Source organism: Enterobacter sp. 5-4 (assembly GCF_000612205.1).
In the GTDB taxonomy this organism is placed as follows: domain Bacteria; phylum Pseudomonadota; class Gammaproteobacteria; order Enterobacterales; family Enterobacteriaceae; genus Enterobacter; species Enterobacter roggenkampii.
This window is the reverse complement of sequence record NZ_JFHW01000019.1, coordinates 269086-283558: the sequence shown is the minus strand read 5'-3', so window position 1 is coordinate 283558 and position 14473 is coordinate 269086. Positions and strand designations below refer to the sequence as shown.

15 protein-coding genes and 1 tRNA gene are annotated in these 14473 nt (G+C 55.9%); 11 read left to right on the top strand and 5 right to left on the bottom strand.

Going from position 1 to position 14473, the window contains the following annotated elements:
• Positions 1-46: 46 nt before the first annotated feature.
• Positions 47-790 carry an SDR family oxidoreductase gene (locus AA74_RS0111780; RefSeq protein WP_023344862.1) on the top strand — a complete coding sequence of 248 codons (744 nt, stop codon included), beginning with the start codon at positions 47-49 and terminating at the stop codon, positions 788-790.
• A 65-nt stretch (positions 791-855) separates the two neighbouring features.
• Here the strand turns inward: AA74_RS0111780 and bglA are convergent, their stop codons facing one another.
• Complete coding sequence (bglA, locus tag AA74_RS0111775) at positions 856-2289, bottom strand: 6-phospho-beta-glucosidase BglA (protein ID WP_023294510.1); 1434 nt, start codon at positions 2287-2289, stop codon at positions 856-858.
• Positions 2290-2405: 116 nt separating this feature from the next.
• Positions 2406-3137: a MurR/RpiR family transcriptional regulator gene (locus AA74_RS0111770; RefSeq protein ID WP_025912452.1), complete on the bottom strand. Its 732-nt coding sequence runs from the start codon at positions 3135-3137 to the stop codon at positions 2406-2408.
• 265 nt (positions 3138-3402) lie between these two features.
• On the opposite strand from AA74_RS0111770, the gene AA74_RS0111765 reads away from it, so the two are divergent.
• On the top strand, positions 3403-4062 hold the full coding sequence (locus AA74_RS0111765; RefSeq protein WP_008499713.1) for a hemolysin III family protein: 660 nt from the start codon (positions 3403-3405) through the stop codon (positions 4060-4062).
• Positions 4063-4146: 84 nt separating this feature from the next.
• On the opposite strand, the gene ygfZ is transcribed toward AA74_RS0111765, so the two are convergent.
• Complete coding sequence (gene ygfZ / locus AA74_RS0111760) at positions 4147-5127, bottom strand: tRNA-modifying protein YgfZ (RefSeq protein WP_008499712.1); 981 nt, start codon at positions 5125-5127, stop codon at positions 4147-4149.
• A gap of 294 nt (positions 5128-5421) precedes the next feature.
• Between ygfZ and sdhE the strand changes: the two genes are divergently transcribed.
• Positions 5422-5688, top strand: a complete 267-nt coding sequence (gene sdhE / locus AA74_RS0111755; protein ID WP_006178375.1) for an FAD assembly factor SdhE — start codon at positions 5422-5424, stop codon at positions 5686-5688.
• Positions 5669-6079 carry a protein YgfX gene (locus tag AA74_RS0111750; protein ID WP_021242050.1) on the top strand — a complete coding sequence of 137 codons (411 nt, stop codon included), beginning with the start codon at positions 5669-5671 and terminating at the stop codon, positions 6077-6079. Before sdhE ends, AA74_RS0111750 begins: the two co-directional genes overlap by 20 nt.
• Positions 6080-6085: 6 nt before the next feature.
• On the opposite strand, the gene fldB is transcribed toward AA74_RS0111750, so the two are convergent.
• Entirely contained in the window at positions 6086-6607 is a 522-nt protein-coding gene (gene fldB / locus AA74_RS0111745; protein ID WP_025757760.1) for a flavodoxin FldB, read from the bottom strand.
• A 101-nt stretch (positions 6608-6708) separates the two neighbouring features.
• Here fldB and xerD point away from each other — a divergent pair, with 101 nt between their 5' ends.
• The 5 genes from xerD (at position 6709) to lysS (ending at position 12802) form a co-directional block, all read left to right on the top strand.
• Entirely contained in the window at positions 6709-7605 is an 897-nt protein-coding gene (xerD, locus tag AA74_RS0111740; RefSeq protein WP_025912451.1) for a site-specific tyrosine recombinase XerD, read from the top strand.
• A 28-nt stretch (positions 7606-7633) separates the two neighbouring features.
• On the top strand, positions 7634-8347 hold the full coding sequence (gene dsbC, locus AA74_RS0111735; protein WP_008499708.1) for a bifunctional protein-disulfide isomerase/oxidoreductase DsbC: 714 nt from the start codon (positions 7634-7636) through the stop codon (positions 8345-8347).
• A 5-nt stretch (positions 8348-8352) separates the two neighbouring features.
• The gene (gene recJ, locus AA74_RS0111730; protein WP_025912450.1) at positions 8353-10086 is read left to right on the top strand and encodes a single-stranded-DNA-specific exonuclease RecJ; all 1734 of its coding nucleotides are present in this window, start codon (positions 8353-8355) and stop codon (positions 10084-10086) included.
• Positions 10087-10176: 90 nt separating this feature from the next.
• Positions 10177-11275 (top strand): peptide chain release factor 2 gene (gene prfB, locus AA74_RS0111720; protein WP_095908218.1). Its coding sequence is split into 2 segments (ribosomal slippage): positions 10177-10251 and positions 10253-11275, totalling 1098 coding nucleotides; the frame shifts between segments, so codons are not numbered across the junction.
• A 9-nt stretch (positions 11276-11284) separates the two neighbouring features.
• Positions 11285-12802, top strand: coding sequence for a lysine--tRNA ligase (lysS, locus tag AA74_RS0111715; protein WP_021242046.1), 1518 nt, complete (start codon positions 11285-11287; stop codon positions 12800-12802).
• Between the two features lie 38 nt (positions 12803-12840).
• On the opposite strand, the gene idi is transcribed toward lysS, so the two are convergent.
• Positions 12841-13383, bottom strand: a complete 543-nt coding sequence (idi, locus tag AA74_RS0111710; protein WP_008499704.1) for an isopentenyl-diphosphate Delta-isomerase — start codon at positions 13381-13383, stop codon at positions 12841-12843.
• Positions 13384-13546: 163 nt separating this feature from the next.
• Between idi and actS the strand changes: the two genes are divergently transcribed.
• Both actS and AA74_RS0111700 read left to right on the top strand, forming a co-directional pair.
• Positions 13547-14290, top strand: coding sequence for an amidase activator ActS (gene actS, locus AA74_RS0111705; protein WP_025912449.1), 744 nt, complete (start codon positions 13547-13549; stop codon positions 14288-14290).
• Between the two features lie 80 nt (positions 14291-14370).
• Positions 14371-14444: transfer RNA gene (locus AA74_RS0111700), tRNA-Gly, on the top strand.
• The last annotated feature ends 29 nt before the right edge of the window (positions 14445-14473 follow it).

Here is a 14473-nt window from a genome sequence, read left to right as displayed (position 1 = left end):
CGGGTAAGGCGAAGCCGCCACCCGGCTTTTTTATTGGGAGAAGAAAATGGGCATTGCACTTGTGACCGGCGCCAGCCGGGGCATTGGGAAGGCCACTGCGCTGCAGCTGGCCCGCGAAGGCTACACCGTGGCGGTGAACTATCATCACAACATTAAGGCCGCAACGGATGTGATCAACCAGATTGTTGAGGCGGGCGGTAAAGCCTTTGCCGTTCGGGCAGACATCAGTGATGAAGCTCAGGTGCTGGCGATGTTTGAAAGCCTCGATCGTGAAGGCGAGCCGCTGAGCGCGCTGGTCAATAATGCGGGGATTCTGTTTGAGCAATCCACCATTGAGAATCTCTCCGCTGAGCGTATTAACCGCGTCCTGGCGACCAACGTTACGGGCTACTTCCTCTGCTGCCGGGAAGCGGTAAAACGCATGTCCTTCAAACATGGCGGCAAGGGCGGGGCGATAGTGAATGTCTCTTCCGCGGCGTCCCGCCTGGGCGCACCGGGTGAATATGTGGATTACGCCGCGTCCAAGGGGGCGGTGGATTCGCTGACAACGGGGCTGTCGCTGGAGGTGGCGGCGCAGGGCATTCGCGTCAACTGCGTCCGTCCGGGCCTGATCTATACCGATATTCATGCTTCCGGCGGAGAACCGGGGCGAGTGGATCGCGTGAAAGCGTTGCTGCCGATGCAGCGCGGCGGCCAGCCGGAAGAGGTCGCCCAGGCGATTGTCTGGCTGCTGAGCGAAAAGGCGTCGTACGTGACGGGGAGTTTTATCGAGTTAGCGGGCGGGAAATAAGCCGGGTGGCGGCCCGGCCTCCTATTCGTGTAGGCCCGGTAAGCGCAGTGCCACCGGGCAAAAAATCACAGCGCCTCGCCGTTGCTGGCAATCACGCCTTTATACCACTCGAAGCTCTTCTTGCGGGAACGCGACATGTCGCCCGTGCCGTCGTCGTGCTTGTTCACGTAGATAAAGCCGTAGCGCTTGCTGTACTGGCCGGTGGTGAACGACACGCAGTCGATACAGCCCCATGGCGTATAGCCCATCAGATCGACGCCATCGTGGGTGACGGCTTTGATCATCTCCTCCACGTGGGCACGCAGGTAGTCGATGCGATAGTCATCGTTGATGCTGCCGTCTTCTTCCACCTTGTCGTAGGCACCGAAGCCGTTTTCAACGATAAACAGCGGCTTCTGGTAACGCTCGTACAGTTCGCACAGGGAATAGCGCAGGCCCACCGGGTCAATCTGCCAGCCCCAGTCGGACGCCTTCACGTGCGGGTTCGGCACGCTGCCTTCGAAACCGGAAATGGCATCGCCGGTGCCGCCTTCCGCCTTCACCGCGTTGGTCATGTAGTAGCTGAAGCCCAGGTAGTCGCAGGTGCCTTCGCGCAGGATCTGCTCGTCACCCGCTTCCATTTTGATGGAGAAGCCACGACGCTCCCATTCGTTCAGCACGTAGGACGGGTAGTAGCCGCGCAGCTGGACGTCGGTAAAGACGTAGCGCTCGCGCATCGATTCCTGGGCGAACATCACGTCTTCCGGTTTGCAGGAGAACGGATAGAGCGCCACCATCGCCAGCATGCAGCCGACTTTCATCTCCGGGTTGATGCGGCGCGCGGCCTTCACCGCCAGGGCGCTGGCCACAAACTGGTGGTGCAGGACCTGGTACATGGTCTCTTCCGGATTTTCATGTTCCGTATAGACCACGCCCGAGCAGCAGTAGCCGAAGAGCGGGGCGCGCCAGTTACGCTGGTTGTTGATTTCGTTGAAGGTCATCCAGTATTTGACCTTGTTTTTGTAGCGCTCGAAGACCACTTCCGCGAAGCGTACAAAGAAATCGACCACTTTACGGTTGGTCCAGCTGCCGTACTCCTTCACCAGGTGCAGCGGCATTTCGAAGTGGGAGAGGGTGATCACCGGTTCGATGTTGTATTTCAGCAGCTCATCGAACATGTCGTCGTAAAACTTCAGCCCTTCTTCGTTTGGCTGCGTTTCGTCACCGTTCGGGAAGATACGCGTCCAGGCAATCGAGGTGCGGAAACACTTGAAGCCCATCTCGGCAAACAGCTTGATGTCTTCCTTGTAATGGCCGTGGAAATCAATCGCCTCATGGTTGGGATAGTATTTTCCCGGCACCACGTCCTGCGTGATTTCGCGCGGCACGCCGTGTGCGCCGCCGGTTAATACGTCGCAAATGCTTGGCCCTTTGCCGCCTTTGTTCCAGCCGCCTTCAACCTGGTGAGCGGCAACCGCGCCACCCCATAAAAAATCTTTTGGTAAGGTCAATTTTTTCATCGCTGCTATTCTCAATAAATGGCTTATTGGCATCGAGTCTAGCAAAGCGAAATTAAATGTCACGATATAACAAATTGGGCATAATGTGATTTGTCACATCAAAAAAACAGGATGTTTTATTCTGCAAGTTTCTTCGCCAGCTTACGGCCGAGAGATTCCAGAATATAGATGACGGGAATTTGCGTGGTGATATCGTAGACGCCTGCAATACGCGTCTGGGGAACGTGCCAGGAGAGATTAAAGTCCGCCAGTTTTGCGAGACGCGAGTGCTCGTGGCTGGTAATGGAGAGCACCTTGCAGTGATGCAGGCTAAACTGGCTGGCGAAGCGCAGGATCTCCTCGGTCTCACCCGAGACGGAGAGCACAATCGCCAGCGCATTTTTCGCCATGTCATTGGTGACCGGGAAATAAGGGTCATCAATATGGTTACTGAATTTTCCGATATTAGAAAAGAAACGTGCGCCATATTTTGCCAGCGAGCCTGACGTTCCTGCGCCGACAAATATAATGCGTTCCGACGATAAAATAATATCGACCGCATTATCTAATAACGCGTCGAACTCTTCATTATTTACGCTTTTAAAGAAGCTGATAATTTCGCTGGCGCCAAAGTTCGCCTGCTGGGGTTCATTCTGCTCGAGATAGAGCTTAAAGCGCACGCGAAACTCCGAGTAGCCTTCGCAGTTAAGCTTGCGGCAAAAGCGCAGGATAGTGGTCGTCGAGACATCCGCCGCATCCGCCAGCTCGCGGATGGTCATGTACATGACTTTGTCACGGTTTTTAATGACATAGTTGTAGACCATCATCTCCAGGTTATTGAGACTGGCAATGGCGGAGTGGGTGAACATACTCACAGTGGCATAACTCTTATTCAGACCTCATGTATCCATCATAACATGCGGCCAGACGGCAGGATCCATTTTTATGCTCTTGATTCTTAATGGTTAAATTTTAATGTGAACAAATGTTAGGTGAAAAATTCATTTATACCTATGATTTTTAGGTATAAATCCTGATGTGAAATTATTTTAGCTAACAGGTGTTCACTGGAATCATTCTCAGTTAGCATAGTGATGCGATGAATAATCATCTTTTGTTTTCCCGGAGTTTTGTATGGTGAGCAGACCATTAATCGCACAGGGATATTCGCTGGCTGAGGAAATAGCCAACAGCATCAGCCACGGCATTGGCCTGGTGTTTGGGATTGTCGGTTTAGTGTTATTGCTGGTGCAGGCGGTAGACGCCGATGCCAGCGCGATGGCGATTACCAGCTACAGCCTCTATGGCGGGAGCATGATCCTGCTGTTTCTGGCCTCGACGCTGTATCACGCGATCCCGCATCAGCGGGCCAAGATGTGGCTCAAGAAATTTGACCACTGCGCTATCTATCTTCTCATTGCAGGTACCTACACGCCGTTTCTGCTGGTGGGGCTCAACTCACCGCTGTCGCGCGGGCTGATGATCGTTATCTGGAGCCTGGCGCTGCTCGGGATCCTGTTTAAGCTCACCATCGCGCACCGGTTTAAGGTGCTGTCGCTGGTCACCTATCTGACCATGGGCTGGCTGTCGCTGATCGTGGTGTACCAGCTGGCAATCAAACTGTCGATAGGGGGCGTAACGCTTCTGGCCTTAGGCGGCGTGGTGTATTCGCTCGGCGTCATTTTCTACGTCTGCAAGCGTATTCCGTACAACCATGCCATCTGGCACGGCTTTGTGCTGGGCGGCAGCGTGTGCCACTTTTTGGCGATTTATTTGTATGTGGGGCAGGTGTAGTTTTTCGTCGGGTGGCGGCTTCGCCTTACCCGACCTACGGGATAAGTAGGCCCGGTAAGCGCAGCGCCACCGGGCGATACAGCATCACTCTTCCAGAGAATACGGCAGCGGCTCGATGCTCAGCGTGTTCACATCGTCACGCACGCGGAACACGCTGTCAGCTTCCATGTCGTTGTTCATAACGGCCTGCACCAAAAGACGTCCATCATCCAGCTGTACGGCGGCTAATACGGTGCCGGTTCGGCGCCAGTTTTCACCCATCTTTAGCTCTAAATCTTCCCCTGCTTCAGGTACGCGGCTGGCATGGCCCGCAAGTGTCCATAACGCGCGTTTGTTTGCCCCGCGGAATTTTGCTCGTGCGACCATCTCCTGGCCGGTGTAGCAGCCTTTTTTAAAGCTGATGCCGCCCAGCGCCTGCAGGTTCGTTGCCTGAGGAATAAACTGCGCGCTGTTTGCAGCGTCAATGATCGGCAGACCCGCTTCGATGTTCAGCGCCAGCCACTGCTGGCTGTTGTTGAGCTGCGCTTCGCCGCGCAGCGCTTCGGTCACGCGTTCGGCAGTTGCCGCATCCGTGACTAACAGGAAACGCTCCGCCGGGTGTTCAAACCACAGGATTGAGGTGGCGCCTTCGCTGACGAGCTGCTTTTCGGCATCCGGCAGTTCGCTGAACAGGTTTTTCAGCGCCGCACGCGCCTGGAAGCCGGCCACACCCAGCAGGACATGTTCGTCGTCTGCGGCAATGGTGACTTTGGAAAAGACCGCGTATTTTTTCAGCTCTTTGAGCTGGGCGTCTCGCAGGCTGCGGCGCTCAATAAAGGCAAAGCCGTCCTGACGGCGGAACAGACGCAGGTTGCTCCACATTTTGCCTTTTGGGTCGCAATGGGCGGCCAGCAGGTGCTGGTGTTCGGTCATCTGGCTGACGTCTGCGGTCACCTGGCCCTGCAGATATTTTTCGGCGTCGGCACCGGTGAGCGTTGCCAGCGCCCAGTCATCAAGAGAAATAAGCGTCAGCGGCAGACGCGCAGAGGCGGCGGGCTGGCGAGGAGAAAATGGTGTAAAGGCCATAACGATATCCTGAATTGCTTAACGCTTTGATAATGCCTAATGGTAAAAGAGCCTGCAGGCAATGCAAGCGCTTTCAACAGGCCATTTGTGCCATAAACCGGTTCTGCGTAGCGCCACGCAAAATAGTGTAATCCGCTGTCTTTGTAGGGATTATTCTGGAAGCCTGCTCGTTGATCGCAATATTCCAGTAATGAAACGGTCAAAAACACGTTACACTAGCTTGTGTCCCCGTAGAGAAATAAAGAACACCGAATGGGGTACCGACTGTGCCAAACGTAATGCAGGAAACTGAACATGGATATTAACAACAAGGCCCGTATTCACTGGGCGTGCCGTCGCGGCATGCGTGAACTTGATATTTCCATCATGCCTTTCTTCGAATATGAGTATGACACCTTAAGCGACGACGATAAGCGTCTGTTTGTTCGCCTGCTTGAGTCTGACGATCCGGATTTATTCAACTGGCTGATGAACCACGGCAAACCCGCCGACACCGAGTTGCAACGGATGGTGCAATTAATTCAAACACGGAATCGGGAACGTGGTCCTGTGGCAATCTGATCTTCGCGTCTCGTGGCGCTCGCAGTGGATGTCTTTATTGCTCCACGGCCTGGTTGCGGCCTTTGTGTTACTGATGCCGTGGCCGCTGAGCTATACGCCGCTGTGGCTGCTGCTACTTTCGTTTGTCGTTTTTGACAGCGTACGCAGCCAGCGTCGTATTAATGCCCGTCAGGGAGAGATTAAATTACTGATGGATTCCCGCCTGCGCTGGCAGGGAAAAGAGTGGGATATTCTCGGTATGCCCTGGATGCTCAACTGCGGCATGATGTTACGGCTACGCAAGGTGGACGGCGGGCGGTGCCAGCATCTTTGGCTGGCGGCTGACAGTATGGATGCTGCCGAGTGGCGAGACCTGCGCCGGATGCTGTTGCAGCAGACGACGCAGGGGTAATACGCGTTAGCTAAACTTTTCTGCCATTTCGCCGAGAATCTGCTCGCACCAGGTTTGCAGACGTTCATCGCTAAGATCGTACTGGTTGGTTTCATCCAGCGCGAGCCCAACAAACAGCTCGCCGTCGGCAATAATCGGTTTTTTACTGGTGAACTCGTAACCTTCGGTTGGCCAGTAGCCGATGAACGACACCCCTTTCGGCGCGAGCTTGTCGTGCAGCATGCCGAGCGCGTCCAGGAACCATTCCCCGTAACCCAGCTGATCTCCCATCCCGTACATGGCAACAATCTTGCCGTCGAGATTGACTGAATCGAGTTGATCCCAGATGGCTTCCCAGTCTTCCTGTATCTCACCAAAATCCCAGGTTGGGATGCCCAGGATCAGCACATCGTACTGTTCCATCAGCGCGACCGCGTCATCTTTCAGGTTATGCAACGTCACCAGTTCCGGGCCAATGATGTCGCGAATTTTCTCTGCCGCCATTTCGGTGTAGCAGGTGCTGGAACCATAGAACAGACCAATATTCATCGCGTAACTATCTCAATTCATGCTTTGACTTTGCGCGTAGTGTACCAGAAACCGGTCACAATCAGGCATAATGGCCTGACTGCAGAATCAAAGGGGCTGATGTGGAAAAGGATCTCGCACTCGTTGAACAGTTTCTCGACGCGCTGTGGCTGGAAAAAAATCTGGCCGAGAATACGCTCAGCGCCTACCGGCGCGATCTTACCCTGCTGGTGGAGTGGCTGGCCCGTCGGCAGCTCTCGCTGGCGAGCGCGCAAAGCGACGACCTGCAGGCGCTGCTCGGTGAACGTGTAGAAGGGGGCTACAAAGCCACCAGTTCCGCACGCTTGCTCAGCGCCATGCGTCGGCTTTTCCAGCATCTCTACCGTGAGAAGATCCGCGAAGACGATCCCAGCGCGCTGCTGGCATCCCCTAAGCTCCCGCAGCGGCTGCCGAAAGATCTCAGCGAAGCACAAGTTGAGAGATTATTACAGTCACCGGCTGTTGACCTGCCGCTGGAGTTACGCGATAAAGCCATGCTTGAGCTATTGTATGCTACCGGCCTGCGCGTTTCGGAGTTGGTTGGCCTGACGATGAGCGACATCAGCCTGCGTCAGGGCGTGGTGCGCGTCATCGGTAAAGGAAACAAGGAAAGGCTGGTTCCGCTGGGCGAAGAGGCGGTTTACTGGCTGGAAACGTATCTGGAGCACGGTCGCCCGTGGCTGCTCAACGGCGCGTCTATCGACGTTCTGTTTCCGAGCCAGCGCGCACAGCAGATGACGCGGCAAACGTTCTGGCATCGCATCAAGCATTACGCCACACTGGCCGGTATCGACAGTGAAAAGCTTTCGCCGCACGTATTGCGTCATGCCTTCGCGACGCATCTGCTCAACCACGGCGCGGATTTACGCGTGGTGCAGATGCTGCTGGGACATAGCGATCTTTCCACGACGCAAATTTACACCCATGTCGCGACGGAACGCCTGCGGCAGCTACACCAACAGCACCACCCTCGTGCGTGAGTGCCGACGAATTGTAACAGGATCAACTATGAAAAAGAGTTTCGCGCTGTTCACCCTGCTGGCAGCCTCCTTCACCGGTTTCGCCCATGCTGACGACGCCGCTATCAAACAGTCGCTCGCTAAGCTTGGCGTCACCGGCAGCGATATTCAGCCAGCACCGGTCGCCGGGATGAAAACGGTACTGACCAACAGCGGCGTGCTGTACGTCACCGAAGACGGCAAACACATTATTCAGGGGCCGATGTACGACGTGAGCGGCGCGCAGCCGGTCAACGTGACCAACCAGCTACTGATGAAAAACCTGAACGCGCTCGAGAAAGAGATGATCGTCTATAAGGCGGCGCAGGAAAAACACGTTATTACCGTCTTCACCGATATCACCTGCGGCTACTGCCACAAGCTGCATGAAGAGATGAAAGACTACAACGCGCTGGGTATTACCGTGCGTTACCTGGCCTTCCCGCGCGCGGGCGTGCAGAGCCAGCCGGAGCAGGACATGAAGGCCATCTGGTGTGCAAAAGACCGCAACAAAGCGTTTGACGACGCGATGAACGGCAAAGGCGTTAAGCCGGCCTCCTGCGACATTGATATCGCTAACCACTACGCGCTGGGCGTGCAGTTTGGCGTGAGCGGTACGCCAGCGATTGTCCTGAGCAACGGGTACGTCGTTCCGGGCTATCAGGGACCAAAAGAGATGAAAGAGTTCCTCGACGCGCACCAGAAACAGGTTAGTGGTAAATAATCCGCGTGAAAGCCCCGATAAAATTGCGCCGCCGCGAGGCGGTTGAACCGATTGATTTGCCGGACGATCTCCCGCCGCTGCTGAAGCGCCTCTACGCCAGCCGCGGCGTGCGTCGTGCTGAGGATCTTGAACGTAGCGTAAAAGGGATGCTGCCCTGGCAGCAGCTGAACGGCATCGAAAAAGCCACTGAAATGCTCTACAACGCCCTGCGTGAGAACACGCGTATTGTGGTAGTAGGGGATTTCGATGCCGACGGCGCAACCAGCACCGCGCTGAGCGTGCTCAGCCTGCGCGCGCTGGGCTGCGATAACGTCACGTATCTGGTGCCGAACCGTTTTGAAGACGGCTACGGACTCAGCCCGGAAGTGGTCGATCAGGCCCACGCCCGCGGTGCGCAGATGATCATGACCGTCGATAACGGGATCTCTTCCCATGCGGGGGTCGATCATGCCCACGCGCTGGGGATCCCGGTGCTGGTTACCGATCACCATCTCCCCGGTGAAACGCTGCCTGCCGCCGACGCGATTATTAACCCCAACCTGCGCGACTGTGATTTTCCGTCGAAATCCCTCGCGGGCGTAGGCGTGGCGTTTTATCTGATGCTGGCGCTGCGTACCCTGTTACGCGACAAGGGCTGGTTCGAATCCCGCGGTATTGCCGCACCGAACCTGGCCGAATATCTCGATCTGGTGGCGCTGGGTACCGTCGCTGACGTGGTGCCGCTCGATACCAATAACCGTATTTTGACCTGGCAGGGCTTGAGCCGTATCCGGGCGGGCAAGTGCCGTCCGGGGATCAAGGCGCTGCTGGAAATTGCCAACCGCGACCCGCTCAAGCTGGCGGCAAGCGATTTGGGCTTTGCGCTCGGGCCGCGCCTGAATGCGGCCGGAAGACTGGACGATATGTCCGTTGGCGTCGCGCTGCTGCTGTGCGACAACATCGGTGAGGCGCGCGTGCTGGCCAACGAGCTGGACGCCCTGAACCAGACACGTAAAGAGATTGAGCAGGGAATGCAGGCCGAAGCGCTGACCCTGTGTGAAAAGCTTGAACGCAGCGGCGATACGCTGCCGGGCGGCCTGGCGATGTACCATCCCGAGTGGCATCAGGGCGTGGTCGGCATTCTGGCGTCGCGCATTAAAGAGCGCTTCCACCGCCCGGTGATCGCCTTCGCCCCCGCGGGCGACGGCACGCTGAAAGGCTCAGGCCGCTCGATTCAGGGTCTGCACATGCGCGACGCGCTGGAGCGTCTCGATACGCTGTATCCGGGCCTGATGATCAAGTTCGGCGGCCATGCGATGGCGGCAGGCCTGTCGCTGGAAGAGGCGAAATTCGACGAGTTTCAGCGCTTGTTCGGCGAGCTGGTCACCGACTGGATTGACCCGGCCCTGCTGCAGGGGGAAGTGGTGTCCGATGGCGAGCTTTCACCGCTTGAGATGACGATGGACGTGGCGCAAATGCTCCGCGATGCCGGTCCATGGGGGCAGATGTTCCCGGAGCCGCTGTTCGACGGCCGTTTCCGCCTGCTGCAGCAGCGCATCGTCGGCGAGCGTCATCTGAAGGTGATGGTTGAACCGGTCGGCGGCGGCCCGCTGCTGGACGGCATTGCCTTTAACGTTGACACGTCGGTATGGCCGGACAACGGCGTGCGTGAGGTCGAGCTGGCGTACAAACTGGACATCAACGAGTTTCGCGGTAACCGCACCCTTCAGATCATCATCGACAATATCTGGCCAATTTAGCGGCAGTAATCTCTATAAAAAAGGGCGTGGATTCGGTACAATCCCGCTCTTATCACCGCATTTTGACAAGTCCATAAAAGAAAACAGACCATGTTTGAAATTAATCCGGTAAAAAACCGTATTCAGGACCTCACGGAGCGCTCTGACGTTCTTAGGGGGTATCTTTGACTACGATGCCAAGAAAGAGCGTCTTGAAGAAGTAAACGCCGAGCTGGAACAGCCGGACGTCTGGAACGAACCTGAACGCGCACAGGCGCTGGGTAAAGAGCGTTCCTCTCTCGAAGCTATCGTAGATACGCTGGATCAAATGGCCCAGGGGCTGGAAGATGTTTCCGGTTTGCTGGAGCTGGCCGTCGAAGCCGACGACGAAGAAACCTTTAACGAAGCCGTAGCAGAACTCGACGTGCTGGAAGAGAAGCTGGCACAGCTTGAATTCCGTCGCATGTTCTCCGGCGAATACGACAGCGCTGACTGCTATCTCGATATTCAGGCAGGTTCTGGCGGTACCGAAGCGCAGGACTGGGCCAGCATGCTGATGCGTATGTATCTGCGCTGGGCCGAAGCGCGCGGCTTCAAAACCGAAATTATCGAAGAGTCTGAAGGTGAAGTGGCCGGTATTAAATCCGTCACCATCAAGATCATCGGTGATTATGCCTACGGCTGGCTGCGCACCGAAACCGGCGTTCACCGCCTGGTGCGTAAGAGCCCGTTCGACTCCGGCGGCCGTCGTCATACCTCCTTCAGCTCCGCGTTTGTTTACCCGGAAGTGGATGAAGATATCGATATCGAAATCAACCCGGCGGACCTGCGTATCGACGTTTATCGCGCATCCGGCGCGGGCGGCCAGCACGTTAACCGTACGGAATCTGCGGTGCGTATTACCCACATTCCAACCGGGCTGGTCACGCAATGCCAGAACGACCGTTCCCAGCATAAGAACAAAGACCAGGCCATGAAGCAGATGAAAGCGAAGCTTTATGAGCTGGAGATGCAGAAGAAAAATGCTGAGAAACAGGCGATGGAAGACAACAAGTCTGACATCGGCTGGGGCAGCCAGATCCGTTCTTACGTCCTTGATGACTCCCGCATCAAAGACCTGCGTACCGGGGTTGAAACCCGCAACACGCAGGCGGTGCTGGACGGCAGCCTGGACCAATTTATCGAAGCAAGTTTGAAAGCAGGGTTATGAGGAACCAACATGTCTGAACAACAAGCACAGGGCGCTGACGCGGTAGTCGATCTTAACAACGAACTGAAAACCCGCCGCGAGAAGCTGGCAGCGCTGCGCGAGCAGGGCGTGCCGTTCCCGAACGATTTTCGTCGTGACCACACCTCAGACCAACTGCACGCTGACTTCGACGCGAAAGAGAACGAAGAGCTGGAAGCGCTAAACGTTGAAGTGGCCGTTGCGGGCCGCATGATGACCCGCCGTATCATGGGTAAAGCCTCCTTCGTGACCCTGCAGGACGTTGGCGGCCGCATTCAGCTGTACGTGTCCCGTGACGATCTGCCGGAAGGCATCTACAACGAGCAGTTCAAGAAGTGGGACCTGGGCGATATCCTGGGCGCAAAAGGTAAACTGTTCAAAACCAAAACCGGTGAACTGTCTATCCACTGCACCGAGCTGCGTCTGCTGACCAAAGCCCTGCGCCCGCTGCCGGACAAATTCCACGGCCTGCAGGATCAGGAAGCGCGCTATCGTCAGCGCTACCTGGATCTCATCTCTAACGATGAATCCCGCAAGACCTTCAAAATTCGCTCCCAGATCATGGCCGGTATCCGCCAGTTCATGGTGAACCGCGACTTTATGGAAGTGGAAACCCCAATGATGCAGGTGATCCCTGGCGGCGCGTCTGCGCGTCCGTTCATCACCCATCACAACGCCCTGGACCTGGACATGTACCTGCGTATCGCGCCGGAACTGTACCTGAAGCGTCTGGTGGTTGGTGGTTTTGACCGCGTGTTCGAGATCAACCGTAACTTCCGTAACGAAGGGATCTCCGTTCGTCATAACCCAGAGTTCACCATGATGGAACTCTATATGGCGTACGCGGATTACAAAGATCTGATCGAGCTGACCGAATCCCTGTTCCGTACGCTGGCGCAGGATATTCTGGGCACCACGCAGGTTCCTTACGGTGAAGAAGTCTTCGACTTCGGCAAGCCGTTTGAAAAACTGACCATGCGCGAAGCGATCAAGAAGTACCGTCCGGAAACCAACATGGCCGATCTGGATAACTTCGATTCTGCGAAAGCGATCGCCGAAAGCATCGGTATCAAGGTTGAGAAGAGCTGGGGTCTGGGCCGTATCGTGACCGAGATCTTCGAAGAAGTGGCCGAAGCGCACCTGATTCAGCCTACCTTCATCACCGAGTACCCGGCTGAAGTCTCTCCGCTGGCGCGTCGTAATGACCAGAACCCTGAAATCACTGACCGCTTCGAATTCTTCATCGGCGGCCGTGAAATCGGCAACGGCTTTAGCGAGCTGAACGATGCGGAAGACCAGGCTCAGCGCTTCCAGGATCAGGTTGACGCGAAGGCGGCAGGCGACGACGAAGCGATGTTCTTCGACGAAGACTACGTGACCGCGCTGGAGCACGGCCTGCCACCAACGGCGGGTCTGGGTATTGGTATCGACCGTATGGTGATGCTGTTCACCAACAGCCACACCATCCGCGACGTGATCCTGTTCCCGGCGATGCGCCCGGTCAAGTAAGACGTTAAGATGTAAAAAAAGCCCCGAAAGGGGCTTTTTTATTGCGCCGCGAAGGCTATGAGTTTTTCGCGGGCGGTCGTCGCTTCCATGACCATCCACGGGCTGAAGGCCCAGGGCGTCGCGTCCAGCGCACGGAATAGCGCATCAAGCTCAACCCACTGATAGTCCATCACTTCATCTTCGTTTATTGTCACGTCATTGGTAATGCGTGCCGCGAATACAGGGCAAATTTCGTTTTCCACGATCCCGGACGGGTCGGTTTCCCGATAGCGAAATTCAGGGGCGACGGCGGTGATATCGGTCAACTCCGCGCCCACTTCGAAGCGGCAGCGGCGGATTATCGCCTGGACTGTCTCTTCACCCGACTGCGGGTGGCCGCACACGGAGTTGGTCCAGACGCCGGGCCAGGCTTTTTTGCTTAAGGCGCGTCGGGTGATCAGACATTCGCCTTTTGCGTTAAAAAGCCAGGAAGAAAACGCCAGATGCAGCGGGGTATGTAACGTGTGCGCGGCATATTTTTCCTGAGTGCCAATCACCATTCCCTGGTCGTTTACCAAAATAACGTGTTCTTGAATACTCATTGATGCTCCAGTGCCAAATTGCCGAGTGGTTCAGCACCATCAGCCGAAGCATTATACTGCATTCTTATACGAACGGTTTGGCTCGTAGAGCGGAAAAGGGCATGACCCCTGTTCGTTTTGGCTGTTATCATAGTGCGCCATTCACGCTGACCGAGGATCTGTTTTGTTTGCAGGAAGCCTGACGAGAAAACCCCTTACCGCTATTTTTTGCCTGACGCTGACGCTATTACTGGTGGGCTGTTCAGGGAGCAAATCTTCGGATACGGGAAGCTATTCCGGTTCGGTCTACACCGTCAAACGCGGGGACACTCTGTACCGGATTTCGCGCGCAACGGGAACCAGCGTGAAGGATCTGGCGCGGCTGAATAACCTCTCTCCGCCCTACACCATCGAGGTGGGGCAGCAGCTGAAGGTTAGCGGCGGATCGTCCTCGGGCAAAAAATCCTCTTCGAAAGGCAAAACCGCCAAAGTGACGCCGTCCTATCAGGTGCCACAATCGTCATGGCCGCCGGTTGGACAGCGCTGCTGGATTTGGCCTGCCAGCGGTAAAGTGGTCGCCCCTTACTCACTCTCTGAAGGTGGCAACAAGGGTATTGATATCGCCGCTGCGCGCGGTACGCCGGTTTATGCCTCCGGAGCCGGGAAGGTGGTTTACGTGGGTAACCAGCTGCGCGGCTACGGTAACCTGATCATGATTAAGCATGGCGAAGACTACATCACGGCCTATGCGCACAACGACACGATGCTGGTCAACAACGGGCAGAACGTCAAAGCAGGGCAGAAGATTGCCACCATGGGCAGTACCGGTACGGATTCAGTGAAGCTGCATTTCCAGATTCGCTACAAGGCGACGGCCATCGATCCGCAGCGTTATCTTCCTGCGCCCGGCAGCAAACCGAAGTGCTAAGTGATTATTTAATCGCCGGTTAGTTGTGAAGAGGCTTGTATGAAGGTGCGTAAGGTCTATAATGCCTTACGCACCTCAAAGCGGGCGTAGTTCAATGGTAGAACGAGAGCTTCCCAAGCTCTATACGAGGGTTCGATTCCCTTCGCCCGCTCCAAACACACTTCTCCTAACGTCTACTCAAAT